We start from the raw sequence: 24,097 nt of genomic DNA on the forward strand, positions 1-24,097 counted from the left end.
CAGACCTATCGGAGTGTCCTGAAGAACGTCCGGACGTCGTCCACATACGTCTCCGGCACCTCAAGCGGAGCGAAGTGCCCGCCGTCGTCATGCACGCGGTACTGCTGGAGGTTGAAGTACTTCTCGGTCCAGCTCATGGGCGGCTTATAGATTTCACCCGGATAGATTCCGACGGCGGTCGGCGCACCCACCACGGGGAAGCGGTCGTGCGAGGGCTTCCAGGGGTTGCCCCTGCATTCCCAGTAGTAGCGCGAGGACGTGCCGCCCGTGTTGGTCAGGAAGTACACGGCAGCGGTGGTGACCAGGTCTTCCTTGGGCCATACCCGTTCGAACGCTTCGGTGCCCTGGCCGCGTTCCGCCAGGCCCCAGAAGTAGCGCTTTTCGGTGATCCACGCCAGCTGGGCGGCAGGGGAGTCCGCCACGAGGGCGGCCAGCGTCTGCGGTTTGGTCAGTTGGATCTCGCCGTACCCGCTCTCCTTCTGGACAAAGAGCTTGCCGCGTTCGAACCAGCCCTTCTCGTCGGCGTCGTTGTATTCGCTTTCGTCCGGAAGTCCCAGGAAGGGGTCGTACTTCACGCCCGGAGGCGCGTCCGGGTGGTCGGCGAGGTAGTGGCTCATCTGTGCCGGGAAGTGCGTGTAGACGCCGTAGACGTCGTCCTCATATTTGTGGCCGTGCTGCTGGGCGATCAGGGCACCCCAGTCGCCGCCGGCGGTGGCGTACTTTTCGTAGCCCAGGACGTCCTTCATGAGGGCGTTCTCCAGGTCGGCCGTCCGCCACCAGTTCCAGCCCGGCTCGGTCAGCGGCGAGGAGAAACCGTACCCCGGCAGCGAGATCAGGACCACGTCGAAGGAGTCGGCCGGGTCCCCGCCATGGCTCGCCGGGTCGGAGAGGGGTCCGATCACCTTGCGCAGGTCCCAGAAGGTCCAGGGCCAGCCGTGGTGGATGAGCAGGGGCATGGGGTTCGGCCCCTTGCCCTTGACGTGGATGAAGTGGAGCGGGACGCCCATCAGTTCGGTCTTGAAGTGCGGCAGCTCGTTCATGCGCTGCTCGACGTCGCGCCAGTCGTATTCGTTGATCCAGTAGTCGACGAGCTGTTTGTGGTAGTCGGTGTTGTAGCCGTACCGCCAGTCGTCGTTGGCGAAGTCCACAGGGTATCGCGTGCGGCGGAGCCGCTCGTTCATGTCCTTGAGGTCCTCATCGGGGATCGAGATGGTGAAGGGGGTTACCCCGCCTTCGTTGTGCGCAGCCATTGCGCCTCCTCGGAAATAGGTGGTTGGAATTGACGTGCTCAGGTGATGTTGTAGAGGGCCCGGGCTTCTTCATGCGTGGCGATGGGCCGGCCGACCTCGCGCGCGATTTCCTGGGCCTGCTGCAGCAGTTCCAGGTTGGTGGGGTTGCGGGCGGGGTCGTAGAAGAGCTCGAGGCCCGTCTTGATGTGGCCGCCGAGCTCGATCGCCCTGCGGAGGATGCCGGTGTCGTCGAGGGCGCCCTGGCCCCAGATGGAGATGTACCAGGGGTGCTTGACCTTCGCCTCTTCGATCATGGAGAGGTAGTAGTAGAGGCTTTCCAGGCTGGGCTTCATGCCGTTGGTGCCGATCGGCTCCATGGCGGTGAGCCCGTAGTCGCCGATGAGGTAGAAGTCCCACATGGAGCCCTTGGTGGACAGGCCCCGGTTGACGTAGTGCATGGCGTGGCGCAGGTGGCCCGGCTCGTACACGCCGAACACCATGGCGAGGTCCCGCTCCCGGAACATCTTCACCTGGCTGGCCACGCGCTGGTAGTTGAATCCGAATTCCGGCCCGGAGAGGTATCCTTCCTCGTCCTCCTCGACCGCGAAGAGGGTCAGGCCGGTGTCGACGCAGCCGATGCGTACGTTGCCGCCCTCGTACAGGTGCGGTACGTGCTCGAGTCCGTTTTCATGGGGCAGCAGGCGGAGGTTGTTGCAGGTGGTGGGGTACCAGGTGATGTCCGGGTGTTTTTCCAAGACCCGGTCCCACGTCCGCATGTAGTCCTTGTAGGCGTTCTCGCCGAGCAGGTCGAAGCTGGTGTTGTGGGCGTGGATCGCGCCGGCGCCCGCTTCCCAGCACCGGATGGCGTCTTCGGCGATTTCCTCGTAGGAGATGGGGGTATTGGGGTTCATCTCCTTGGTGCGGATGCCGTTGATGTGGGACTCGATCACCACCGGGTAGTCCCAGTTCGGCTTCATGTCGTCATACTTGTCGAGGGCGGTGGTCACAGTACCTCCTGGCAGATGGCGTGGCGCCGATCCAGCGGCAACCTGCCGGGAGTGAATCGTTATGCGCACTTGAAATGAATATGCCATCGATCATGGGACGTGCGTCACACCATTGTCAATAGGTCGCCGCGGTGCGGGGGCGGTTCAGGCCTTGGATGCGGCCGTGCGGCGCCGGGAGGTGGTCCGCGCCGGCTTCGGTTCGGCGGCTGCCTTGCGGTCCTCGGGCGCAGTGTCCACCAGGAAGCGGGCCGTGGCGGCGTCCGTAACGAGCGTGTCCACCCAGCCGCCGGCCGCTGCCGCCCTGATGGCGCGGTGCTTGCGGGCGCCGCCGGCTACCGCCCAGCGGTGTTTTGCGTTGCGGAGCTGTTCGCGGGTGATGCCAACCACCAGGTCTTCGAGTTCCGAGTCGATGGGGTTCCCGTCGGCGTCCAGGAAGTGCAGGCAGACCTCCCCGACGGCGCCCAGTCCGCGCACGTGGGCGAACTGCTCGTCCGTGAAGAAGTTGTCGCCCGGGCGCAGGTCCGGATCGACTTCGTCGGCGCCGATGCCCACCAGTGCCAGGTCCACCGAGTCGAGCATCTGCAGCGCCTCCTGCGCATGCGGGTCGCGGCTCAGCAGGAGGTCCTTCATCTCCTTGCTCGCGGCGACGCCGGGCGTCCGGAGGAAGACAGGCTGGGCCCCGGTGAGGGCGGCGAACTGCTGGGTGGACCGGGCGGTGTCGTGCTGGAGGGAGGGCGGGCCAAGGTCGCCGAGAGTTTCGATGACGTGCTTGCACCGGGTTCGCATGGGCAGCATGACGTTGATCATGGTCCGCATGGTCTTGCTCCATGAAGTCAGGGCAATGGTGCGGACTTCGAAGGCCACGTCCTGCAGGAGCGAGGCCATGGTGTGCGCCAGGTCCTTGCCCAGCTCTTCCTCGTTGTCGCTGACGGCGTCGATGATGTGGACCTCGCTCAGTCCGTACAGCGCCTCCACACGCTCTTCCAGCTCAGCGTGGACGTGTGGGGGGACCGCCACCACGGTCCGCACGATCGCGGCTTCCTCCGCCTGGGCCAGCAGTCGCGACACCCGGGACTGCGAAATCTGCAGCCGTTTCGCAATGTCGGTCTGGCGCATCTCGTGGGTATGGTAAAGGCGCGCCACCTTGATCATCAGTCGCTGCGCGTCGACGTCGTTCATTGCACTCCTTTTGTTGCTCCGCCCATCTTAGGGCCCCCTTGACACGTGATTCGGGGCACATGACACTTATAAATGGAAATGCAGCCCATAAATAATTATTCTATCGCTTGTGGGGCAGGAAAGGGAAGCGCTATGGAGGAGTTCAGCACTCCGTTCGACGTCGTCGTCGTGGGGGCCGGAATCAACGGCCTGGGAATCGCCCGGGATGCCGCCCTTCGGGGGCTGCGGGTTGTCTTGCTTGAACAGGATGACATTTGCAGCGGCGTCTCCGCATGGTCGGGACGGCTGGTCCATGGCGGGCTGCGGTATCTCGAACACCGTGACTTCGCCCTGGTCCGTGAATCGCTGCGCGAACGTGAACTTCTTTTCCGGCTGGCTCCGCACCTGGTCAAGCCGCTGCGTCTCATCATGCCACTGAGCTCGCACAGCCGCCGTCCCGCCTGGCTGATCCGGATCGGCATGTTCCTCTACGATGCCCTGTCCTTTGACAAGAAGACCCAGGGGCACGAGGTCCTGAACCGGGAGGCGATCCTCCGCCGTTTCCCCGGCATCTCCCCGGACGGCCTCCGCGGCGCAGTGGTCTTCACCGACGGCCAGGTTGAATACGCGGAGCGGCTCTGCACCGAGGTGGCGCTTGCCGCCGCCGGCGCCGGTGCCGTCATCCGTACCAAGTCGCGGGTCGAAGAGCCCATCCTCGAAGGCGGCCGGGTTGTCGGGGTGCGCTACCGGAATACCCTGACCGACGAAATGCATGAGGTCCGCGCACCCGTCATCCTTAACGTGGCGGGACCATGGATCGACCGGATCTTCCGCCGGGGCGCGCCGGAACAGCCACGGCTGAACGGCGGAACCAAGGGCAGCCACCTCATCGTTGACCCTTTCCCCGGGGCTCCGGACGACGTCGTCTACTACGAGTCCAAGACCGACGGCCGCCTGGTCCTCGTGATCCCGTGGATGGGCCGCTACCTCATTGGTACCACCGACCTGCGCTTCGACCGGGATCCCGGCGAAGCCCGCTGCGACGCCGACGAAATGGACTACCTGCTGGGCGAGGTCAACGAACTCATCCCCAGCGCCCACCTCACGCCCGCAGACGTTCTCTTCACCTACTCCGGAGTGCGCCCGCTGCCGTACGCACCGGACGTGGAGGAGTGGGAGATTCCCCGCAGCCATGTCCTGCACGACCACGCCCCGGACCTGCCCGGCCTCGTCACCGTGGTGGGCGGGAAACTGACCACCTACCGCCAGCTTGCCCAGGACGCAGTGGACGACGTGTTCAAACGACTGGGGCGTAAGAGCCCCAAGTGCGTGACCGCCAGCCTCCCGCTCCCCGGCGCAGCCGGCGACTTCACCGCTGCGCGGACTGCCCTCGGCCGGGAAGGCCTGGAGGAACGCACGGTTGAACGGCTGCTGGCCCTCTACGGAACCAGGGCCCTTGACGTCATCTCCGAGGCGGACACCGCCGGGGCCGGCTACCCCGTCCTCGACCCCGCAACCGGCGCCCTTGAGGCGGAAATCCTCCTGGCGGTCCGGCACGAGTTCGCCCAGACGCTGGCCGATGTCCTGGCACGCCGGATGCTCCTGGCCTTCGAACCGGGCCACGGGCTCGACGTCGTGGAGCGGGCTGCCGCCGTCATGGGCGCCGAGCGCGGCTGGGACAGTGAGCGTCAGGCCGCCGAAATCCGGGACTACCGCGAATGGCTGGAACGCCTGGCTGTTCCCGCCCATGCTGCCCAGGACCGGGCAGCAGCGGAGGGCTCCGCGTCATGACCGCGCGCTACGTCCTGGCTTTGGACGAAGGATCCACCAGCGCCCGCGCGGTGCTGGTGTCCCTCGACGGGCAGATCGTGGCCGAAGCCCGCCATCCCGTCATTCCCCTTTTCCCCAAGCCGCGCTGGGTGGAGCTCGATCCCAAGGCGCTGTGGGAGGCCCAGCGGAACAGCATGCAGGCTGTGATGGCCAAGGTGGGTGCCACGACGGACGACCTTGCCGCCGTCGGAATCACCACCCACCGCGAGTCCTGCCTGCTGTGGGACCGCCGCACCGGTGAGCCGGTCCACAACGCGATCATGTGGATGTCCAAGCAGACGGACGGGATCGTCCAGCGCTGGAGGGCGGACGGGCTGGACCAGGAGTTCCGGCAGCGGACAGGCCTCTTCAATGACTCGTTCTTCAGCGCACCCAAGCTGGCCTGGGTGCTGGAGAATGTGCCCGGCGTCCGGGAGCGCGCCCAGCGCGGCGAACTCGCAGCGGGCACGGTTGATACGTGGCTGCTGTGGCAGCTGACCGGGGGCCGTTCGCACTTCACGGACCACAGTGAAGCGTCCCGGACGGCCCTGTTCTCCCTGGAAACGCGGGACTGGGACGAGAAGCTCATCGAGGCCTGCGGCATCCCCGCCCGCCTGCTGCCGCCGGCGCTGCCGTCCGATTCGCACTTCGGCGACATGCGCCCCGCCGACGTGGGACTGCCGGGCACGAAGAGCGTCCCGATCATGGCCATCATGGGCGACCAGCAGGCCGGGATGTTCGGCCAGGCGTGTTTCGAGACCGGGTCGGTCAAGAACACCTACGGCACGGCCGGCGTCCTGACGGCCAACAGCGGCCCCGCGCCCGCCATCCTGGACGGCCTCACCGCCAGCGTCGGCTGGACCGAGAGCGGCACAACCGCCTACGAGATCGAAGGCGTCGTGTTCCACTGCGGCCAGACGCTGCAGTGGATGCGGGAACGCCTCGGGATCCTTTCCGAGGACACCGACCTCGAGGAACTGGGCCGCAGGGTCCAGGACACCGGAGGCGTGTATATCGTGCCGGCCTTCGCCGGACTGTGCGCCCCGCACTGGTCCCGGGACAGCAAGGCGAGCATCGTCGGGCTGACGCTGGAGAGCAGCTCCGAGCACATTGTGCGTGCGGGCATCGAAGCGATGGCGTACCAAACGCGGGACAACATCGACGTACTCGTCGCTGGCGGGAATCCGGTCCCGGAGCTTAAGGTCGACGGCGGGGCGGCGCGCAGCAACCTGCTGTGCCAGTTCCAGGCGGACATCCTCGGCGTGCCCGTGCTGCGTCCCACCGAGCTGGAGCGGACCGCCCTGGGCGTGGCGCACCTTGCCGGCATGGGTGCCGGGTTGTGGAGCCGCGACGACCTGGCCACCGGCTGGCAGATCGACCAGGTTTTCGAACCGGCGATGTCGGCGGACCGGCGCGAGGAACTGTACGCCGGCTGGTGCGACGCAGTGAGGACCGTGACCGGGCGGAGTCCGGGTCCCGGAACGGTGTGAACGGCGTGCACCCGCCGTTCGGCCCCGGCCCGTTCCGGCTGGTCCATGATCCGAAACCGCGTTCCGGGCCGGACGACATGGAGTTCATCGCCGGGCGGCTCGGCGGGCTTCCTTCCGCCCCGGGCGGGGAGCTGAACTTCTCCCGCCCGCGTCCGACGGCGGCCTTCAGCCGGCGGGACTCCCTCCGCCCCGGCTACCCGGCAGCCAGGGACCTCCTGGCGGCGCGCGGGTATGAACCGATCATCAGGCCGGTCGGGGGACACCTGGCGCTGTATGGTTCCGGCGACCTGGTGGTCCACCTGTGGGCGCCGCACGCGGACCCGCGCTCTTCGATCAAGGAACGCTTCGACTCCTTCGGCCGGAACACCGCCGCGGCGCTCCGCGGCCTTGGCGCGGACGCGCGCGTCGGCGCGGTACCGGGTGAATACTGCACCGGCGAGTTCAGCGTCAACGATGCCGGGCGCGCCAAACTGGCCGGGACCGGGCAGCGCCTCACCAGGCACGGCTACCTGTTCAGCGCTGTTGTCATGGTCGAGGAGGCCGGCCCCGCCCGGGCAGCCCTTGAAGAGGCGTACGCCCTGCTGGACCTCGATTTCCGACCCGAATCCGTCGGCTGCGTCGCCGATGCCGTGCCGGGAACCACCGTGGACGACGTCCGCGAAGCCCTGGCCCACCGCCTGATGCCCGTCCTTCAGGCTGCACAACCCCTTGACCCCCAACCGCCTTTTGCCCTGTCTGGAGCCACCCGTGTCCACTGACCATTCCCCCCGCCCCACTGTCCAAGCCCTCCAGGACCGCCCCCGCGCCCGTGTCCTCATCATCGGCGGCGGCATCAACGGCGTCGGCACCTTCCGCGACCTTGCCTTGCAGGGCGTCGAGGTGGCGCTCGTGGAGCGGGGCGACTTCTGCCAGGGGGCGTCCGGAGCCTCGTCCCACATGATCCACGGCGGCATCCGGTACCTCGAGAACGGTGAGTTCCGCCTCGTGCACGAGTCCGTGGTGGAGCGGAACCGGCTCCTGAACATCGCGCCGCACTACGTGAAGCCGCTGCAGACCACCATCCCGGTGTTCTCGACGTTCTCCGGACTGCTGAACGCTCCGCTGCGCTTCATCACGCACCGCTCCGGCAAACCGCGGGAACGCGGGGCTCTCCTAATAAAGGTGGGCCTGAGCCTCTACGACGCGTTCTCGCGCCGTGGCGGCACCGTGCCGCGCCACCGGTTCGTGGGCCGTAAGCGTTCCCTGGCGGAGCTGCCCGCCCTGCGGTCCGACGTTAAATACACGGCCACCTATTTCGACGCCTCGGTACATGATCCGGAGCGGCTGACGCTGGACGCCCTCCGGGACGGCCTGGAGGCGGGGCCGCACGCCCGCGCCGCCAACTACCTTTCCTTCGTCGGAACGCACGACGGCGGCGCGCGGCTGCGTGATGAGCTCACCGGTGAGGAATTCACCTTCGCCGCGGACGTCGTCGTCAACCTGACCGGCGCGTGGGTGGACGCAACGAACGGCGCCCTGGGGTCGCCGTCGCGCTTTATGGGCGGAACCAAGGGCTCGCACATTGTCCTGGACCACCCGGGCCTGCTGGCCGCCACGGACGGCCGCGAGATCTTCTTCGAGCATAGCGACGGCCGGATTGTGCTGATCTACCCCATGGGCGACCGCTTGCTGGTAGGCACCACCGACATCGACGCGGGGGAGGATCTGGAGCCGGTCTGCACGGATGCTGAGATCCAGTACTTCTTTGACCTGATCCAGCATGTTTTTCCCGCTGTGACGGTTTCGCGCGAGGACATTGTCTATAGGTTCTCCGGGGTCCGGCCCCTGCCGCGGCATGACGATACCGCCCCGGGCTTTGTTTCCCGCGACTACCGCATCGAACGCTCGTTCCTGCCGGGAACTGACCGGCCTGTGTTGAGCATCGTCGGCGGCAAGTGGACCACCTTCCGGGCATTGTCCGAGCAGGTGGCCGACGAGGTCCTGGGCCTGCTCGGGCGGGTCCGCTCGGTGGACACCCGGAACCTGCCCATCGGCGGCGGACGGGCCTACCCGCAGGATGGTTCCGCCGTCGAGGCCTGGGTCGCTGCCCGCACCGGCCCCGGGGTCAGTGCGGACCGCGCCCGGACGCTCCTGGACCGCTACGGCACCCGGGCCGACGAAGTGCTGGCGTTCCTGGCAGAGGGGGACGACGCGCCCTTGCGGAGCACCGCTGAGCTGAGCACCCGCGAGCTGGCCTGGATGGCGGCGCACGAACAGGTGGCCCACGTGGCCGACGTCCTGATCCGCCGGACGAGCCTGGCCTTCCGTGGCCTGGTCACCGCGGAGCTCGCCTACGAGGTGGCCGCGCAGTTGGCGCCGTACCTCGGCTGGGACACCGGCAAGGCAAGGCAGGAGGCGGAGGCGGCGCTGACCCTGCTCGCCGAACGCCACGGCCTGGGCACGGCGGCCGCGGGGGTGCTGTCATGACATTGGCACCTGAGGGCCGGAAGATGCTGCGGATTGAGCAGCGTAACGCGGCTGTCCCGGTGGAGCGGAAGCCGGAGTGGATTAAGGCGAAGGTCCAGATGGGGCCGGAGTTCGTCGGGCTCAAGAACCTGGTCAAGAAAGAGGGCCTGCACACGGTGTGTGAGGAGGCCGGCTGCCCGAACATTTTCGAGTGCTGGGAGGACCGGGAGGCGACGTTCCTGATTGGCGGGTCCGAGTGCACCCGGCGGTGTGATTTCTGCCAGATCGATACCGGCAAACCGTCCCCGGTGGACATGTTCGAACCGACCAAGGTGGCCCGGTCGGTGCAGTCGATGAACCTGCGCTACGCCACCGTGACCGGGGTGGCACGTGATGACCTGGCCGATGAGGGTGTGTGGCTGTACGCCGAAACGGTCCGGAAAATCCACGAACTGAACCCCGGCACCGGCGTGGAGCTGCTGATCCCTGACTTCTCCGGGAAGCCGGAGCACATCGCGGCGATCTGCGATTCGGCCCCGGAGGTGTTCGCGCACAACGTCGAGACCGTGCCCCGGATTTTCAAGCGGATCCGGCCCGCGTTCCGGTACGAACGGTCCCTGGATGTCATCACGCAGGGCCGGAACCTGGGCATGGTCACCAAGTCCAACCTGATCCTGGGCATGGGCGAAACCCGCGAGGAAATCTCCGAAGCGCTGCGGGACCTGCACGCGGCCGGGTGTGACCTGATCACCATCACCCAGTACCTGCGCCCGAGTGAGCGGCACCTGCCGGTGGACCGGTGGGTCAAGCCCCAGGAATTCCTGGACCTGCAGCACGAAGCCGAAGAGATCGGCTTCCTCGGCGTCATGTCCGGGCCCCTGGTCCGGTCCTCCTACCGGGCCGGACGGCTCTGGGCCACCGCCATGCGCAAAAAGGGCCGCGAAATCCCCGAACACCTCGCCCACATCGCCGAAGGCATCCAGGACTCCGGCACCACCCGCCAGGAAGCCGCCAGCCTCCTCGCCCGCTAAAACCCTTGGCGCGACTATCCTGAGCACAGCAAACAGAAAGGCCCCATCCTTGGCTAACTCCTCTCTCCGGGTAGCGATCGTCAGCGCCCAGTGGCACGCAGATATCGTCGACTGCGCCGTCGAAAGCTTCCGTGACCGGCTCAACGAGCTGGGCACAACCGATGTTGACGCCTACCAGGTCCCCGGTGCCTTCGAGATCCCCCTCATGGTCCGAAGGCTCGCAGCATCCGGCAAGTACGACGGCATTGCCACCTCCGCTTTGGTTGTCGACGGCGGGATCTACCGCCACGAGTTTGTCTCGCAGACCGTGGTGGAGGCCCTGATGCAGGTGCAGCTGGAGACGGACGTACCCGTCTTTTCGGGTGTCCTGACGCCGCACCATTTCCATGAGCACGAAGAGCACCGGAAGCAGTTTTCCAACCACTTCGTGACGAAGGGGCGTGAACTGGCCGATGCCCTCGCCTCGACGCTTACGGCGCTGAAGTCCCTGTAAACCCACGCAAGCAGGAAAGGGCGACGGCGGTGCTCCCGCCGTCGCCCTCCAAGCGGTTAAAGCCGCTTACTTGAAACCGGACCGGCGCTACGCAGGAAGCTCCAGTTCCCAGTCCTTGACGTCCGCCACCGGGGCGAAGATGCCCGGGTTCAGTTCATCGAAGGGCAGGCCGTTTCGCACGCGGTGTGGCCAGTTCCGGTTCGCCAGCGCCGCCTTGCCCAGGGCGACGACGTCGGCCGTTCCGTCGCGGAGCAGGGCTGCGGCGGCTTCAGGGTCGTCCAGATTGCCGTTGGCGATAATGGGGACGCCTGCGTACTGCTTGGCGAGGGCGGCCAGGGAAGGACCGCCGTCCCCAAAGGCGGGTGCGGAGGCGCGGTATTCGGTGGTGTGAATGAAGTCGATCCCGGTAGCGCCCAAGGTGGAGAAGATCACCTTGGCTTCCTCGATGCCGCCGCTCCAGCGGTGGTCGTTGTCGCTGACCTTGGCCTGCGAGATCCGGATGCCCACCGTCATATCCGGGCCCACGGCTTCACGGACAGCCCGGCTGATCTCCGCGGCGAACCGCACCCGGTTCGCGGACGAACCGCCGTACTCGTCGGTGCGCTGGTTGAGGTAGTCGGTGAGGAACTGGTCGATCAGGTAGCCGTTGGCGCCGTGGATCTCGACGCCGTCGAACCCTACTTCCTTGGCACGCAGCGCGGCCCGGACGAAGCCTTCCCGGACCTTATCCATCTGTTCCCGGGTGATTTCCGCCGGCACGGGGTAGGGGCCTTCGCCGCGGTAGAAGGCGAGCTGCTCGCCCTTGGGCGCCACAGCGGAGGGGCCCACCGAGGAGTCGACGAAGCGGTTGCCCTGGGCCTGGGCGCCGGCGTGCATCAGCTGGGCGAAGATCCGGGCGCCGGCGGCGTGGACCCGGTCCACCACCTTGGTCCAGGATTGCGCCTGTTCCTCGGTGGCGATGCCCGGCTGGAAGAGGTAGCCCTGGCTGTAGGCAGTGTCCGGGTAGATGCCCTCGGTGACCAGCAGGCTGAAGCCGCCGCGGGCGTAGGCCTCGTAATAGGCGGCCATTTTCTCCGTGGCGTGTCCGTCTTCGGTGGCACTGACCCGGGTCATCGGGGCAAGTGCGACGCGGTTCTCGAGTTCGGTGGAACCGAGTCGGACGGGGGCCCAAAGCGGGGTGAAATCAGGCACTGGCCTTCTCCTTCGTTGGTTGGGGAGCGGGTGGCGCCGCCGCAAAGCGGCCACCGAAGGGGGATAACGCGGCGGTACAGGAGAATATTTCGTCCAAGCAGGAACGCGGCGAAGGGACCCTTTCCCGTGGGGGGAGAGGGTCCCTTCATGCCGTGGTTGCCGGCAACGGGTGCCGTCCGGGGGCTAACGGTTGGAGCAGGCACCCGCCTTGAAGCCGGGCTGCGGGCTGCCGTGCTGGCCCGGGATGCACTGCTTGCTGCCGGGGCCGGGCGGGTCCGCGATGGCCGGCGAGGCGATGGCGGCGCCGCCAAGGGACAGAACTGCGGCCAGGGTGATCATCGAGAGCTTACGCATCGTGTTCTCCTTCTGCTCATTACTCCTGTTTGACGGGAAGGCTTATAAGCATTCCCCGTGTTAATTCACGATAATAATCAGCATACTTATGGTCAAGGCTTTTGACCGAAGCAGTCATATAACCGGCTTTGGGTACTTTGGTGGCCCGTTGGCTCAAGACTGGATCAAGAACGGCTCAGTTTCGGTCAAGGTTCTGGCTCCGGACGCCTCAAGCCGCGGCGAAGAGAATAGGCTCAGCGGCATCGCGATTCTGCGAGTACGACTTGGCAACGTGATGTGCCGTTTATGGGGATGAATGTCGAACTACCGGGCCTTTCGCGGCCTTTCCGCGCTGGTCGCCGCTTTTTCGGTGGCTTTCCTGGCCGCAGGCTGTGCGGCGCCGGCCACCGTTGAGAAACTGGACGGCCCGACGGCGGGGAGCACGGCTGCGGCCGCGACCGCCGAGGCGAGGGAAACAGCAGCCGGCGAGGTGACGCCGTCGTCCGTCCCGACACCACAAGGGACCGCCACGCCGGTGGACCGCCCGACGACGGGTGCCCAGGCGCCGAAGCTGCAGCCCGCCTCCGCCAAGAAGGCGCTGGACCTGCTGGCGACGCTGCCCGTCAAGGGCCGCGCCCCGAAGACCGGGTACGACCGCGCGCAGTTCGGCCAGGCCTGGGCGGACGTGGACCGGAACGGCTGCGATACGCGCAATGACATGCTCAAGCGCGACCTGACCGCCATCCGGTACGCGAACAGCGTGCCCTGCAAGGTGAAGTCGGGCGTGCTGGCGGACCCGTACACCGGGACCAGCATCAGCTTCCTCCGCGGCGCTGACACCAGCAGAAAGGTGCAGATCGACCACGTGGTGGCGCTCAGCGACGCGTGGCAGAAGGGCGCGCAGCAGCTCACCCTGCAGCAGCGGACGGCGTTCGCCAACGACCCGCTGAACCTCCAGGCGACGGACGGGCCCACCAACCAGCGAAAGGGCGACGGCGACGCGGCCACCTGGCTGCCCCCGAACAAGGGGTTCCGGTGCGAGTACGTTGCACGCCAGATTTCGGTGAAGGCCACGTATTCACTGTGGGTCACGCAGGCCGAGCACGACGCGATGGCGCGGATCCTGGGCAACTGCGCGGGGCAAGTGGCGCCGACGACGGTTGAGTCGCCGGCCGCTGTGCCGCCTGCCGCTCCGGCCCCGGCCGCACCAGTTGCCCCGGCGCCGGTTGCTCCCGCTCCCGTCGCTCCCGTCGCGCCGGTCGCCCCGGCGCCTGCTCCCGTGGCCGTCTACTACCCGAACTGTTCGGCTGTCCGTGCCGCCGGCGCCGCGCCGCTGTATGCCGGGATGGCCGGTTACCGGGCCGGGCTGGACCGCGACCGCGACGGTGTTGCCTGCGAGTAGGGGCTTCCGCGCTGCTGAACATCTTTGCATCACCATCACTCGCATTTCCTAGGGGGACAAAATGAGAAAAAATCCGTATCCAGCCGTCCAGGCGCCGCGTTCGTGGAAGCCGACGGTGCTCTTCTGGATCATTGCCGCGCTGTTGCTGCTCGTGATGATCCCCTTCGCCATCGCCGGCGGGTTTGGCATGGTTCTCTTCATTCTTGGGCTGATCGCCCTGCTGACGGGGCTGTATGCGTGGGTGTTCAAGCGGCGGTCCTGGGTTGGATTGCCTCACCGGAAGTCTGGCGGAGTAGTCGCCGTGGCCGGGTTCCTCGCCCTGATCGTCGGGGCCGGGGTGGTGGGCGCCACCGCCGCTCCGGGTGGTGACGCGGCGAAGAAGGCCAGCCTCTTGGAATCGGCAACGCCTACTCCTACCCCCACCCCGACGGAGACAAGCCCCGCGCTTGATCCCTGCGCCACCGAAGGGGCCACGCGGGAGTACGACGGCGTGACTTTCGTCTGTGCCTTGGGTGAGGAGGACGAGGGGTTCATGTGGTTGAGCCAGGAAGACGCTGACAGGTACGCGGCTGAGCGGGCAGCCGCAGCGAAGGCCGCGGCAGACAAGCTTGCAGCCGAAAAGGCGGCTGCTGCAAAGGCCGCCGCGGAGAAGGCCGCAGCCGAAAAGGCCGCCGCGGAAAAAGCCGCTGCGGCGAGGGCAGCTGCTGAAAAGGCTGCCGCTGACCAGGTGGCCCGCGAGGAAGCTGCGCGTCTGGCCGCCGAACAGGCGGCACCCCCGGCACCGCCGGCAGTCCCCGTGGCACCGGCTCCGGCCGCCGTCTATTACCCGAACTGCGCCGCAGCGAGAGCGGCTGGAGCTGCGCCGGTGTACCAGGGCACTCCAGGCTATGGGACCCACCTGGACAGGGACCGCGACGGGATCGGTTGCGATAAGTAGGTAATGGCCCAAAGTAATGCCCTGGGCACCTTGACGGGTGTCCAGGGCATTGTCTTTGGTACACAGGACGGACAAACGTGCGCGCAGCTTTCAGAATTCGTGGCCTGGACGCCTGTTATTTGGTACCCCCGCGTCCGTCTCGGCTGCCCTTAGCGCAGTTGCAAAAGCTTCGACGGCGGATGCGTATTCCGCCGCCCGGGCGCTGGCCTTGGCGTGCTCAGCCGCACGCATTGCCCTGATCATTGCAGCGGTTGCCGGAATGCGCGCGTCGGACATCGCGGGAAAGTCGAACTGCAGGTTCGAGTCGACCTCATAGGCCAACCATCGCTTCTGGATGCGGGCATGCTGTGCTGCGGCGGCATTGAATGCCTGGGCTTCGACCAAGGAAAGCCCGTTAAGTGATCCCGGGTCCAAGGCCGCTGCGTGTTCGGTGGAGCGGGCAGCTTCACGTCCCCGGGCCAGCGCCTGTTGGGTGCCGAGTCCATCCGCTGTCTTGAGACGATGCTTGAGGAGCATGTTGTACTCGTACGCCTGGATTTCGTCGGCCGTCATCCGGTCCAGCTCGGCGGCGCTCCTGTGCTGCACGTCGAAAGGGCCCTTTTTGCTGGCGATGCTGCTGTTTGGGACGGGGAAGACGAACCTGCCTCCCATGACTCCGCCCAGCACAACAGACCAGAAGATCCAGTCCGGTGAGTCTGCCGAGGTCAGCGAACTGCCAACGAAAACAGCGGCGGAGGTTGTAATGGCCTGCCCCTTGGTGAAGAAGATCCGGGTTTTTCCCAGCCGCATCACCTTGCGGGGCTTGGCGAGCTGCCGGCTGTGAAAGGAACGTGCCTCTTCGATCCAGTCTTGTGCCAGGGCTGCCAATCGTGGCCTATCTGTCATGATCAAGACGATACCGCCCGGCCCCGACACAGACGGTGACGTCGTTCAGCGGAGCGCCCGGCGAAATGCGGCGGCGGCCGTCCCCGAGTGTGCGGGCCATCCCTTCCGGCTCCGGCCTTCCCCGGCGGTGCAGCCACGAAGCGCCAGCGAATCCCGCATACCGCTTGCAGCGCCTCTTGACGCCGGCCGGCGGGCTGAGGAACATCTGAGCCATGGTGCGCTTTATCGTCGCGGCCTGCACCGCCGTCGTCCTGATGTTTGGCACTGGCTGCTCCCCGGCAACGACGCCTGTACCATCGGCTTCCTCCCCGATGGACCGGCTGCGTACTGGCTTGGAGGAGTTCAGCCAAGACAGGCTGGCAGCCGGAGCCTCTGCGGTCCTCATCCAGTTGAGGATCAACGGGGAGGCCTGGTCCGGTGCCGCGGGAGTCCGCGACCTCGATACGAAGGTGCCAGCGGAGCCAGCCGACTCCTTCCACATCGCCAGCCTGACCAAGTCCATGGTGGCCGTCTCCGTCATGAAACTGGTCGGTCAGGGCAAGATCAGGCTGGATGGCGAGGTGAGCGAGTACTTGCCGGAGCTCAAGAAACGCCTGCAGCCGCCGGAACCGGTCACCGTCCGGATGCTTCTCGAGCACACCTCCGGGATGCCGAGCTTCGAGGAAGTGCTGATCAGATCTGGCCCCCTGAAGCAGGTCCTGACCACACCCCTGACGGCTGAGCGGCGAATGGAGCTGGCCGGTACCCTTCCGTGGAATACGGACGATATTGGCGTCTTCAGATATTCGAGCTCTAACTATGTGGTGCTCGGCCTGCTCATTGAGCAGGTCACCGGACGCAGCCTAAGCGATGTGCTGCAGGCGGACATCGCAGAACCCCTCGGTCTTAGCGGGACGCGGCTGACGGGGACGGGCCCCGCCCCACCGGACATGATCCACGGGTACGTCGTGATCGACGGCGAACGCGTCGACGCCGCCCTTGCCGGCGTCCAGGACGGGTCGGCTTCCGGTGGCATGGTCTCCACTGCGCCGGACGTCAGCGAATTCTATGCTGCACTGCTGGGCGGCAGGCTCCTGGGGCCGGATCTCCTGGCGGAGATGCAGAGCCCCAACGCATCACAGTACGGCCTTGGCCTGGCCAAGTGGTGGGACAGTTGCGCGAAGGGTTACTACTACGGACATCTCGGAGGTGCTCCCGGCTATGCGTCGGCTGCCATGGTCAGCGCGGACGGGTCCCGGCAGCTGACACTCTTCGTCGCGCTGGGGAAGAACCCCTCAGTGCTGATGCACCTCCGCCCGACTATGGGCTGGGCGAGTTCGCTCAGCAGACGCTCGACGGCGCCTGCCGCTAGGAATGCGGCTGCGGCGCATCCCTCCACGAAGGCAGACTCCCATATTCAAGAAGTCTCTTGACAATGGTCTAGGCAGGGTGTCTTATTCAAGAAAGCTATTGAATAGCTTGGCGTCCCGTATGGCGGCGCCCCGCCGCACAGCACAAGAAGGTCGTTGAGCCAGATGGCAAACAGGACGGAAGCGCAAATTAACGGAATCAGCGTCGCTGGGTGGGAAGCGTTCCGCGATGAGGTCCGGCACGACGCCTCGGCGGCCGACAGGCATCCGTCCGTCACCGCGCACTGGCTCGGCGGATCGCGGTCGCGGGTGGAGCTCGAAGACAAGAGCATCCACATTGGCGGCCGCGGGGAATTCAATGCCATGCAGACACTTCTGGCAGCGCTCGCCGCATGCGACGTGGATCTCATCGCCCTTCACGCGGCCTTGCTTGGGGTCGAGGTGAAGGACCTGCGCGTCGAAGCCACCGGCCACTTCAATGTCCAGGCGTATCTGGGCCTTGATGCGCCGGGTTCCGGTTACACCGGTATTTCCTACAAAGTCATGCTTGACGCCCCGGATGCCAGCGAAGAGCAGCTCCGGTTACTGCGCGAGCGGATTGAGCGCTCCTCTCCGGTGGGCGACTCCCTTGGCCGGTCCATCCCGCTGACGATCGAGTTCAACGCGTCCTGACTGGTGGCCAACGCCGCCAGTTCTCCGGCTGCCAAGGATTGCGTCAAACTGGAGACTGCACCCCCGAATGAAAGCAGCCTCCATGATCACCCTCCAGCAGGACGCCGACGGCTTCATCCGGATGGGCCGGCACTACCCGGCCAGTCTCCGGATCCGGATCGCCTTCACTGACGGCAGCACCGGAGAGTTTTCGGGCCGGACCCTGAACAACGTCTACGATGCTGCCCTCGCGGAATTCCGCAACCGGAACGGGCTGGATGCGCGCGGGTACAACCGGACGCCTGCGGGCCGGACCAACTCCGGGAACAGACTCGACTTCGTTCCCGTGCATCCTGGAATGGGCGGGTAGGGGAGCGCGGGTGGCTGAGGACGGAGCAACCGCCGGCCTCTTTGACCGCGCCGTGGTGATCTTCAACCCGGGCCGGGCGGGGATGGGCGCGTGGATCGAGACCCTGCAGCGGGAGCTGGCCGCAGCGAGGCTGCCTGTTGACCTGCTGCCTACGGACCATGCCGGGCATGCCCGCGCGCTGGCGCGGGCCGAGGCAGGCAGGGGTGCGCCGCTGATTCTCTCGGTCAGCGGCGACGGCGGGTACAACGAGGTGGTCAACGGCGTCATGGACGTTCCCGGCAGCCAGGCGGTTTGCACCGTTATTCCTGCAGGCAACGCGAACGACCACTTCCGGAGCCTCCCCGCCAGGTCGCTCAGTGAAGCACTGAGGGCCACGACGGTTCGGCACATCGACCTGCTGCGGGTGGTGTTCCGTACCGGAGACCGGGAGCAGATCCAGTACGCCCACTCCTACGTGGGTTTCGGGCTCACACCTCTAATGGCCATCGGCATCGAGCAGGGCGGCAAGGGAAAAGTGCTCGAACTCGTTTCCGTTGCCCGCACGCTCCGCCGCCTGAAACCGTTCGAGCTCGTGCGGGACGACGGTGCTACCGCGAAGTTCGACAGCCTGATCCTGGCCAACATCTCGCGCATGGCGAAGTACGGAAAGGTCAGCGAGTCGCACTACCCGGACGATGGATTGTTCGAGGTGGTGACGCTGCCCCATGCCGGACTGATGAAGATGTCACTGATGACGCTCCGCGCCGTCACCCTGGGACTCGGACATCAGCCGGGCGTCGCGAGCTATGCCTTCTCCACGCGGAACGCTGTTCCATGCCAGATTGACGGCGAGGTGGTCCATATCCAGGCGGGAACCCACGTCCGCGTGGAGAGTGCCAGGGGTGCCCTCGCCACCCTCTGACCTTTCGTTAAAGGACCGCTTGACCGGCGGCCTGCGGTTCTGCGTGGGGCACAGCAGAATCGGGGCCGCCCAATGACGGACGCCGGCCGGACCGGTAGGCCGAGTCGATGACAGATTCGAGTTCCTCAAACACCGTATGGTTGCCAGGGAGGACCACGTGGGCCAGGAATTCCGATTCCAGGGTGGCAACGCCCGCCGCCACGGCACCGAGCTTGGCGTCTATGGCCAGGGCCAGGGCATGCCAGGATTTGCGGTTGGCCCGTTCCAGGATTTTCGCGTTCGCTTCGCGGAGCCGGCTGTCCGCGATGTCCCCTCGGATCGCCAGGGCGCCCTCAGACTGCAGTATGGGCATGACGATCCGGAATTGCCGGGCGTCAGCCCTGAAGCCGATGGCACTCCGGTTCCCCCGCTGCGTAAACACAACGTCCGTTGCGCCATAGCTCGCCAGCGCCTGCCCGATGTGTTTCCGGGAAGCCTCGCTGCTGCAGGAATCGCCGCGGGTATAAGGACCTGTCATCTCCCCACTATGCGCCTCCCGGACCCTCTTTCCTAACGATGCCCAGTGACGCCGCGGTAACTGACCTGATTCGCAATATCGTGTCAGTCGGTTCCTTACGATAAGCCAGGAAAGGACCCGCCCTCCCGCTGGAATGCGCGCACCGCCTCGCTCACGGTCGGGTAGAAGTGTTCGGGGGTGAAGCGGGACCCCATTCCGTACCGCAGCAGCCTGTCCTTGACCGGCCCTTTCAGCTCCGCGAACACCAGGTCCACGCCGTGCCGTGCCAGCCACTCGTCCAGCTGGATGAGCTCGTCCAGCGCGGTGGTGTCGATGCCGGTCATGGGTTCCGCCGCCAGGACCACGCGTTCGGTGCCCTGCGGGGCCTCGTCCAGCTGGTCCCGCACGAAAGAACCCAGGAGGGCCCCGTTGCCAAAGAACAGCGGTGCGTCGAAGCGGAGGATCAGCAGGCCGGGGACCCGTTCACCTTCCGGGTGGCGGCTTACGTCGTGGTAGCCGGGGACGCCGGGCACGTCCACCAGTTCGGCGCGGTAGGGGTCCCAGGCCCGCCGCAGGAAGTCGAGGATGGCCAGGCCGACGGCCACCACGATGCCCGGCAGGACGCCCAGGACAATGACGCCCAGGAACGCCGCGAGCATCACCAGAGATTCGCTGCGGCTCATCCCCAGAAGCCGGCGCACCCCCGCGGGGTCGGCTATTCCTGCGGCCGCGGCGATCACGATGGCGGCCAGGGTGGTGGACGGGAGGAACTCGGTGGCCCCGGGCGCCGCGAGCATGAAGCCGAGGACCAGGAGGGCGCCCACCACGCCCGTGAGCTGGGACTTCGACCCGGATTCGACCGCCACGGGTGTGCGGGAGGTGCTGGCCGAGATGGGGAAGCCGCCAAACAGGCCGCTGGCTGCGTTGGCAGCTCCCAGCGCGGCCATTTCGTGGTTGCCGGAGACCTTGCCGTTCCGGGCCGCGGCCAGGGACTGGGACAGCGTGCCGGTGTCCACGAAGACGATTAGGGCGATGCCCGCGGCGGCGGGCAGCAGGGTCACGACGTCGGCCCAGCCGATGCCGCCGAGGGCCGGCGCCGGGAGGCCCTGGGGAAGCGCTCCGGTGACCTTGACGTCGTCGCGCAGTCCCAGCGCGGCCACGGCGATAGAGGAGACGACGACGGCGATCAGCACCCCGGGGACCTTCCACTTCAGCCACCGCGGGACCAGGATGAGCACCAGCGAGGCCAGACCCAGCAGCACTGCCACCATGTTGGTTTCGCCGGCGAGCATTCTCGGCAGGGCGGCGAAGAGCTTGTCCCAGGGCGTCTCGCCGTCGACGGGGATCCCCAGCAGCGTGGGGATCTGGGACGCCACCACCAGCAGGGCGATGCCGTTGAGGTAGCCCAGCCGGATGGGTTTGGACAGCAGGCCCGTGACGATGCCCAGCCGCAGCGCCGCTCCGGTCAGCATGATGGCGCCGATGAGGATGGCCAGCAGTCCCGCCAGGGCCACGGATCGTTGTTCGTTGGCGGCGGCCAGGGGAAGCAGCGCGGCCACGATCATTGGGGCGAGCGCCGAATCCGGCCCCAGCACCAGCACCCGTGACGGTCCGACGATGGCGTAGACGATCAGGGGGACGACGGTGGCGTAGAGGCCGGTGACGGGAGGCAGCCCGGCGGCCTGGGCGTAGGCCATGCCTGCGGGGACAAGGACCGCGAAGAGTGCGGCGCCGGCCACCAGGTCGTGCCGCAGCCACCCTATCTTGTAGCCGCGCAGGGTCGGCGGGATCCACCGGGATCGTGGTGTTCCGGAGCCGCTCATGCTCCGATCATGGCCCATCCTGCGCGCGCCCGCCATCCATGGTTGGGGTGCGGGAAGCGTACGACGGCGGCGCTTAGGTACCGGCCCCGGGAGCCTGCGCGCGGGGGAGACCGAGGTAGCGTGGAACCCTTTTCGTGTAATCCGGGTACGACTGCGGAAACAGTTCCGCGAGCGTTGCTTCTTCGTCGAGGACGGAACGATGCTCCACCAGCAGCTGGGCCGGCAGCAGCGCAAGGACCCAGGCTGAACCGGCCATGGTTCCCGCGCCGAGTTGGATAACCCACCAGCCCACGTACATCGGGTGGCGGGTCATGGCATACGGGCCGGTCACTACCAGCTCCTCCGGCCGCTCCAGCTCGAACGGGCCCGCCGAGCGCCGCCGGCGTTCAGCCAGGGCCCAGGCATTCAGCCCGACGCCGGTCATCAGCAGTGCCGCGCCCACGGACCTGTGCACGGCACGCGGGACCGGAAGCGGCAAGGGGCGGAGCCTGGCAAGGAGAACATCGAGGGCCATCGCTACGACGACGGGCGCCGGCAGGGGGAGGTTGTCGTAAGCCGCCCTCACCTTCGTTGCCAGGGTGCGCACAGGGCTGACGTCGGCTGCCATGAATTCAGCGTACGCCCGCGGGGAACGGTTTTACGGGTTCAGTTCGGCTGCGGCGAAGGATACGGCGAAACGGGCACACCAGATGCTGACCGAGCTGTAGTCACCCAGCACGGCGGAGGCCGGGATGGTGTAGTTCTGGCTGCCCTTGTTGGCTTTGAGTGCGCCCAGATCGAGGTAGGCGCCGTCATCGAAGACGTACCAGCCAGCGGTTCCTTCGAGCACCGGGGCATCGGTGAGCCATATACGCAGATCGGGGCCGTCGGATGTGTCCAGGTTCTCGAGCCGGAGAATCCGGCTCCCATCGGGGAGTTCCAGGATCTTCGCGGTTCCCGAGCTGGTGTGTTCATGGCTGATGAGTTTGCCGGTTGCCAGTACCCGTGGAGCGGCCGGGGTGGCAGTGACGTCGGGGGAGGCAGTGGCAGAAGGAACGGGGGGCGTGGCTGCAGGCGTGGCGACGGTCGGAATATCTTCCACCACCGTCGAGCTGGTGAAGAGGCGCCAAGGCTGGAACAGGTAGAGCCCCACGGCGAGAGCGATGACAGCCGCAAGGGCTGCAACCGGGATGAGTATGCGCCGCCTCATACCAAGTTCAACGTCCGGAGCGGAGCCGCTGTTCCACGTCAGCTTCTTGGATACGCCGGGTGGAAGGAAGTACGTTCACGTCCATGTCGTCGAATGTTCGGCAATGAGTTCGGGCGGCGTCTTCCGGCGGAGATGCCGTATCAGCGCCACTCCGGTGGCCAGCTCTATGCCGTAGACCAGCAGGGGCGGCAAGTCACCGGTGGCCGCCAGGACGGTGCCAAGGACTGCGGCGCCACCCACATTGAGCCGGCCGGGCCAGCGCGGGACCCGCGGCAGGGCAACGGCAGGGGCGGTCGCGCGGACCAGCAGTCCGCCGCCGAGGGCAGCCATGCCGGCCAGGCTCAGCCACATGTAGCCGAGGAAGGGCCACGCAGGCTGATGGCCCAGTGCGAAGGCCGCCGGATCCCGGTACCGCTCCTTGAGATGACCCAGGAACAGGCCCGCTCCCGCCACCAGAAGAACTGCAGCGCCCCGGCTGAGCCGCTGCCCCCTGATGAGTTCTTCACTTCCCTCTTCGTTGCCCGCACGCCAGTTGCGGGCGAGCAGCACGACGCCGACGGGCATCACAGCTGTGCCTCCGGCGAGGAGCAGTTGCTGGGCCTTCCACTGCACAGGGTCCGCCAGCAGGATGGCCAGTTTGCGCCGCGGATCACCTTCGACGTACACCTTTGAGATTGGCATAAAAGCCCCGGCTAGGAACGTGGCCGATCCTGCTGTCATGACGGCCGCCGCCGTTGCATCTCCGCGAATTCGCCGAGCCATGGGATGACGGTAGACCCCGGCGACGGGATGCACAAGGGGCGGCGGATGGCCGTAGCGTCGTCGAAATTACGACGGCGGCGCGCTGGCTGGGCTGCCAATCCGCCCGGGTGCCCGGCAACCTTCTGTGCCGGGCGACCCTCCTCCTCAGCGGTTCAGGAGCCCTGGTCCACGGCGATCACGATCTTGCCCCGCGTGTGCCCCTCCATGTTGGACCGGAACGCGTCCGCGGCCTTTTCCAGCGGGAATGTCTGAGCCACTTCCACGCGGAGCTTGCCACTCTCCGCCATGTCCGCCAGTTCCTGCAGGTCGGCAGCCACGGGGGTGACCCACATCCACTGCCCGCCGTGCTCTTCCACTTCACTGTCGGCGATGGACGCGTGCCGACCGCCTTCGGCCAGGACCGCCAAAGTTGATTCGAGGTTTCCGCCCACAAAATCGGCAACGACCTCCACGCCGCCGGGGCGCAGCGCGCGGACACGCTCTGCCAGCCCCTCCCCGTAAGCAACCGGTTCGGCGCCCAGGGAGCGGAGGAATTCGTGGTTCTTCTCGGAAGCGGTGGCGATGACGCTTGCGCCCATGGCCACAGCGATCTGGATTCCCAAGGAGCCTACGCCTCCGGCGCCGCCGTGGATCAGGACCGTCTCGCCGGACGTCAGGCCAAGCCGGTTCAGGACCTGATAGGCGGTCAGGCCGGCGAGCGGCAGACCGGCCGCTTCATTCCAGTCGAGCGCGGAGGGCTTCCGGGCGAGGAGACGTTCCGGCAGCGCGATGTATTCGGCGAAGCTTCCGCCGTGGACGTAGTCCTTGCGGCCGTAGGCGATGACTTCTTCGCCGGGCTGGAACTGCCGGGCATCGATCCCCACCGACTCCACCACCCCGGCCACATCCCAGCCGGGTATGGCGGGGAACTGCAAGTCCATGACGGCGTCGAGGCCGCCGGCCATGATCTTCCAGTCCACCGGGTTCACCGCGGCTGCCTTGACCTTGACCAGGACCATTCCGGGTCCGACCTTCGGCATCGGCTGGTCGCCGTATTCGAGAACGTCGGGGTTTCCGTATGTGCTGTAAGTAATTGCCTTCATGACTGCGACAACCACGAAGCCGCGCGCCACTATTCCAGATAGCTTTACAAAGTGGGGTATCGCA

24 protein-coding genes are annotated in these 24,097 nt (G+C 66.7%); 12 read left to right on the forward strand and 12 right to left on the reverse strand.

The genetic code is table 11. The features are described 5' to 3' along the window. Nucleotides 1–5 precede the first annotated feature (5 nt). The 3 genes from ACFWIX_RS05550 to ACFWIX_RS05560 all read right to left on the reverse strand — a co-directional run bounded on the left by ACFWIX_RS05550 (nucleotide 6) and on the right by ACFWIX_RS05560 (nucleotide 3,415). Entirely contained in the window at nucleotides 6–1,250 is a 1,245-nt protein-coding gene (locus tag ACFWIX_RS05550) for an epoxide hydrolase family protein (RefSeq protein ID WP_377215117.1), read from the reverse strand. Nucleotides 1,251–1,288: 38 nt separating this feature from the next. Next, nucleotides 1,289–2,236 (reverse strand): 3-keto-5-aminohexanoate cleavage protein, encoded by a 948-nt coding sequence (locus ACFWIX_RS05555; RefSeq protein WP_377215118.1) that lies wholly within the window; start codon nucleotides 2,234–2,236, stop codon nucleotides 1,289–1,291. A gap of 144 nt (nucleotides 2,237–2,380) precedes the next feature. Beyond that, nucleotides 2,381–3,415 (reverse strand): sugar-binding transcriptional regulator, encoded by a 1,035-nt coding sequence (locus tag ACFWIX_RS05560; RefSeq protein ID WP_377215119.1) that lies wholly within the window; start codon nucleotides 3,413–3,415, stop codon nucleotides 2,381–2,383. A 132-nt stretch (nucleotides 3,416–3,547) separates the two neighbouring features. Here ACFWIX_RS05560 and glpD point away from each other — a divergent pair, with 132 nt between their 5' ends. The 6 genes from glpD to ACFWIX_RS05590 are packed head-to-tail and all read left to right on the forward strand — an operon-like array spanning nucleotide 3,548 to nucleotide 10,662. Further along, nucleotides 3,548–5,185, forward strand: coding sequence for a glycerol-3-phosphate dehydrogenase (gene glpD / locus ACFWIX_RS05565; protein WP_377215120.1), 1,638 nt, complete (start codon nucleotides 3,548–3,550; stop codon nucleotides 5,183–5,185). Further along, the gene (locus ACFWIX_RS05570) at nucleotides 5,182–6,693 is read left to right on the forward strand and encodes an FGGY family carbohydrate kinase (RefSeq protein WP_377215121.1); all 1,512 of its coding nucleotides are present in this window, start codon (nucleotides 5,182–5,184) and stop codon (nucleotides 6,691–6,693) included. The genes glpD and ACFWIX_RS05570 overlap by 4 nt, the downstream gene beginning before the upstream one ends. Further along, nucleotides 6,639–7,451 (forward strand): lipoate--protein ligase family protein, encoded by an 813-nt coding sequence (locus tag ACFWIX_RS05575; RefSeq protein ID WP_377215122.1) that lies wholly within the window; start codon nucleotides 6,639–6,641, stop codon nucleotides 7,449–7,451. The genes ACFWIX_RS05570 and ACFWIX_RS05575 overlap by 55 nt, the downstream gene beginning before the upstream one ends. Beyond that, the gene (locus ACFWIX_RS05580) at nucleotides 7,441–9,159 is read left to right on the forward strand and encodes a glycerol-3-phosphate dehydrogenase/oxidase (RefSeq protein WP_377215123.1); all 1,719 of its coding nucleotides are present in this window, start codon (nucleotides 7,441–7,443) and stop codon (nucleotides 9,157–9,159) included. Before ACFWIX_RS05575 ends, ACFWIX_RS05580 begins: the two co-directional genes overlap by 11 nt. After that, entirely contained in the window at nucleotides 9,156–10,169 is a 1,014-nt protein-coding gene (lipA, locus tag ACFWIX_RS05585) for a lipoyl synthase (protein ID WP_377215124.1), read from the forward strand. Before ACFWIX_RS05580 ends, lipA begins: the two co-directional genes overlap by 4 nt. 49 nt (nucleotides 10,170–10,218) lie before the next feature. Then, nucleotides 10,219–10,662: a 6,7-dimethyl-8-ribityllumazine synthase gene (locus tag ACFWIX_RS05590; RefSeq protein WP_377215125.1), complete on the forward strand. Its 444-nt coding sequence runs from the start codon at nucleotides 10,219–10,221 to the stop codon at nucleotides 10,660–10,662. An 87-nt stretch (nucleotides 10,663–10,749) separates the two neighbouring features. Here ACFWIX_RS05590 and ACFWIX_RS05595 read toward each other — a convergent pair whose 3' ends face one another. Together ACFWIX_RS05595 and ACFWIX_RS05600 are read right to left on the reverse strand one after the other, a co-directional pair. Then, the gene (locus ACFWIX_RS05595) at nucleotides 10,750–11,853 is read right to left on the reverse strand and encodes an NADH:flavin oxidoreductase (RefSeq protein WP_377215126.1); all 1,104 of its coding nucleotides are present in this window, start codon (nucleotides 11,851–11,853) and stop codon (nucleotides 10,750–10,752) included. A gap of 183 nt (nucleotides 11,854–12,036) precedes the next feature. Continuing rightward, nucleotides 12,037–12,207 carry a hypothetical protein gene (locus tag ACFWIX_RS05600; protein WP_377215127.1) on the reverse strand — a complete coding sequence of 57 codons (171 nt, stop codon included), beginning with the start codon at nucleotides 12,205–12,207 and terminating at the stop codon, nucleotides 12,037–12,039. Nucleotides 12,208–12,502: 295 nt separating this feature from the next. On the opposite strand from ACFWIX_RS05600, the gene ACFWIX_RS05605 reads away from it, so the two are divergent. Both ACFWIX_RS05605 and ACFWIX_RS05610 read left to right on the forward strand, forming a co-directional pair. Continuing rightward, entirely contained in the window at nucleotides 12,503–13,588 is a 1,086-nt protein-coding gene (locus ACFWIX_RS05605) for a DUF1524 domain-containing protein (RefSeq protein WP_377215128.1), read from the forward strand. 61 nt (nucleotides 13,589–13,649) lie between these two features. Beyond that, the gene (locus ACFWIX_RS05610) at nucleotides 13,650–14,525 is read left to right on the forward strand and encodes an excalibur calcium-binding domain-containing protein (RefSeq protein ID WP_377215129.1); all 876 of its coding nucleotides are present in this window, start codon (nucleotides 13,650–13,652) and stop codon (nucleotides 14,523–14,525) included. Between the two features lie 90 nt (nucleotides 14,526–14,615). On the opposite strand, the gene ACFWIX_RS05615 is transcribed toward ACFWIX_RS05610, so the two are convergent. Continuing rightward, complete coding sequence (locus ACFWIX_RS05615) at nucleotides 14,616–15,410, reverse strand: hypothetical protein (RefSeq protein ID WP_377215130.1); 795 nt, start codon at nucleotides 15,408–15,410, stop codon at nucleotides 14,616–14,618. Nucleotides 15,411–15,622: 212 nt separating this feature from the next. On the opposite strand from ACFWIX_RS05615, the gene ACFWIX_RS05620 reads away from it, so the two are divergent. The 4 genes from ACFWIX_RS05620 to ACFWIX_RS05635 all read left to right on the forward strand — a co-directional run bounded on the left by ACFWIX_RS05620 (nucleotide 15,623) and on the right by ACFWIX_RS05635 (nucleotide 18,681). Then, the gene (locus ACFWIX_RS05620; RefSeq protein ID WP_377215131.1) at nucleotides 15,623–16,822 is read left to right on the forward strand and encodes a serine hydrolase domain-containing protein; all 1,200 of its coding nucleotides are present in this window, start codon (nucleotides 15,623–15,625) and stop codon (nucleotides 16,820–16,822) included. Between the two features lie 102 nt (nucleotides 16,823–16,924). After that, complete coding sequence (locus ACFWIX_RS05625; RefSeq protein WP_377215132.1) at nucleotides 16,925–17,431, forward strand: OsmC family protein; 507 nt, start codon at nucleotides 16,925–16,927, stop codon at nucleotides 17,429–17,431. 82 nt (nucleotides 17,432–17,513) lie between these two features. Further along, nucleotides 17,514–17,780, forward strand: coding sequence for a hypothetical protein (locus ACFWIX_RS05630; RefSeq protein ID WP_377215505.1), 267 nt, complete (start codon nucleotides 17,514–17,516; stop codon nucleotides 17,778–17,780). Nucleotides 17,781–17,790: 10 nt separating this feature from the next. Beyond that, the gene (locus ACFWIX_RS05635; RefSeq protein WP_377215133.1) at nucleotides 17,791–18,681 is read left to right on the forward strand and encodes a diacylglycerol/lipid kinase family protein; all 891 of its coding nucleotides are present in this window, start codon (nucleotides 17,791–17,793) and stop codon (nucleotides 18,679–18,681) included. Nucleotides 18,682–18,688: 7 nt separating this feature from the next. Here ACFWIX_RS05635 and ACFWIX_RS05640 read toward each other — a convergent pair whose 3' ends face one another. The 6 genes from ACFWIX_RS05640 to ACFWIX_RS05665 all read right to left on the reverse strand — a co-directional run bounded on the left by ACFWIX_RS05640 (nucleotide 18,689) and on the right by ACFWIX_RS05665 (nucleotide 24,033). Further along, complete coding sequence (locus ACFWIX_RS05640; protein WP_377215134.1) at nucleotides 18,689–19,198, reverse strand: hypothetical protein; 510 nt, start codon at nucleotides 19,196–19,198, stop codon at nucleotides 18,689–18,691. A 95-nt stretch (nucleotides 19,199–19,293) separates the two neighbouring features. Further along, nucleotides 19,294–21,000: a SulP family inorganic anion transporter gene (locus ACFWIX_RS05645; RefSeq protein ID WP_377215135.1), complete on the reverse strand. Its 1,707-nt coding sequence runs from the start codon at nucleotides 20,998–21,000 to the stop codon at nucleotides 19,294–19,296. A 73-nt stretch (nucleotides 21,001–21,073) separates the two neighbouring features. Continuing rightward, a complete protein-coding gene (locus ACFWIX_RS05650) occupies nucleotides 21,074–21,607 on the reverse strand; it encodes a methyltransferase family protein (protein WP_377215136.1) in 534 nt (177 codons plus the stop codon). A 30-nt stretch (nucleotides 21,608–21,637) separates the two neighbouring features. Then, on the reverse strand, nucleotides 21,638–22,189 hold the full coding sequence (locus tag ACFWIX_RS05655) for a DM13 domain-containing protein (RefSeq protein WP_377215137.1): 552 nt from the start codon (nucleotides 22,187–22,189) through the stop codon (nucleotides 21,638–21,640). 75 nt (nucleotides 22,190–22,264) lie between these two features. Beyond that, entirely contained in the window at nucleotides 22,265–22,951 is a 687-nt protein-coding gene (locus ACFWIX_RS05660; RefSeq protein ID WP_377215138.1) for a hypothetical protein, read from the reverse strand. Nucleotides 22,952–23,103: 152 nt separating this feature from the next. Beyond that, nucleotides 23,104–24,033, reverse strand: a complete 930-nt coding sequence (locus tag ACFWIX_RS05665; RefSeq protein WP_377215139.1) for an NADP-dependent oxidoreductase — start codon at nucleotides 24,031–24,033, stop codon at nucleotides 23,104–23,106. Between the last annotated feature and the right edge of the window lie 64 nt (nucleotides 24,034–24,097).

Origin of the sequence: Pseudarthrobacter sp. NPDC058362 (assembly GCF_042723515.1) — a bacterium.
GTDB lineage: Bacteria > Actinomycetota > Actinomycetes > Actinomycetales > Micrococcaceae > Arthrobacter.

What these genes read in the sequence shown, in the direction of transcription:
- ACFWIX_RS05550 (WP_377215117.1), bottom strand. Translation starts at nt 1,250, where the DNA reads ATGGCTGCGCACAACGAAGGCGGGGTAACCCCCTTCACCATCTCGATC.
- ACFWIX_RS05560 (WP_377215119.1), bottom strand. Translation starts at nt 3,415, where the DNA reads ATGAACGACGTCGACGCGCAGCGACTGATGATCAAGGTGGCGCGCCTT.
- glpD (WP_377215120.1), top strand. Translation starts at nt 3,548, where the DNA reads ATGGAGGAGTTCAGCACTCCGTTCGACGTCGTCGTCGTGGGGGCCGGA.
- ACFWIX_RS05570 (WP_377215121.1), top strand. Translation starts at nt 5,182, where the DNA reads ATGACCGCGCGCTACGTCCTGGCTTTGGACGAAGGATCCACCAGCGCC.
- lipA (WP_377215124.1), top strand. Translation starts at nt 9,156, where the DNA reads ATGACATTGGCACCTGAGGGCCGGAAGATGCTGCGGATTGAGCAGCGT.
- ACFWIX_RS05600 (WP_377215127.1), bottom strand. Translation starts at nt 12,207, where the DNA reads ATGCGTAAGCTCTCGATGATCACCCTGGCCGCAGTTCTGTCCCTTGGC.
- ACFWIX_RS05605 (WP_377215128.1), top strand. Translation starts at nt 12,503, where the DNA reads ATGTCGAACTACCGGGCCTTTCGCGGCCTTTCCGCGCTGGTCGCCGCT.
- ACFWIX_RS05610 (WP_377215129.1), top strand. Translation starts at nt 13,650, where the DNA reads ATGAGAAAAAATCCGTATCCAGCCGTCCAGGCGCCGCGTTCGTGGAAG.
- ACFWIX_RS05615 (WP_377215130.1), bottom strand. Translation starts at nt 15,410, where the DNA reads ATGACAGATAGGCCACGATTGGCAGCCCTGGCACAAGACTGGATCGAA.
- ACFWIX_RS05620 (WP_377215131.1), top strand. Translation starts at nt 15,623, where the DNA reads ATGGTGCGCTTTATCGTCGCGGCCTGCACCGCCGTCGTCCTGATGTTT.
- ACFWIX_RS05625 (WP_377215132.1), top strand. Translation starts at nt 16,925, where the DNA reads ATGGCAAACAGGACGGAAGCGCAAATTAACGGAATCAGCGTCGCTGGG.
- ACFWIX_RS05630 (WP_377215505.1), top strand. Translation starts at nt 17,514, where the DNA reads ATGATCACCCTCCAGCAGGACGCCGACGGCTTCATCCGGATGGGCCGG.
- ACFWIX_RS05640 (WP_377215134.1), bottom strand. Translation starts at nt 19,198, where the DNA reads ATGACAGGTCCTTATACCCGCGGCGATTCCTGCAGCAGCGAGGCTTCC.
- ACFWIX_RS05645 (WP_377215135.1), bottom strand. Translation starts at nt 21,000, where the DNA reads ATGAGCGGCTCCGGAACACCACGATCCCGGTGGATCCCGCCGACCCTG.
- ACFWIX_RS05650 (WP_377215136.1), bottom strand. Translation starts at nt 21,607, where the DNA reads ATGGCAGCCGACGTCAGCCCTGTGCGCACCCTGGCAACGAAGGTGAGG.
- ACFWIX_RS05655 (WP_377215137.1), bottom strand. Translation starts at nt 22,189, where the DNA reads ATGAGGCGGCGCATACTCATCCCGGTTGCAGCCCTTGCGGCTGTCATC.
- ACFWIX_RS05660 (WP_377215138.1), bottom strand. Translation starts at nt 22,951, where the DNA reads ATGGCTCGGCGAATTCGCGGAGATGCAACGGCGGCGGCCGTCATGACA.
- ACFWIX_RS05665 (WP_377215139.1), bottom strand. Translation starts at nt 24,033, where the DNA reads ATGAAGGCAATTACTTACAGCACATACGGAAACCCCGACGTTCTCGAA.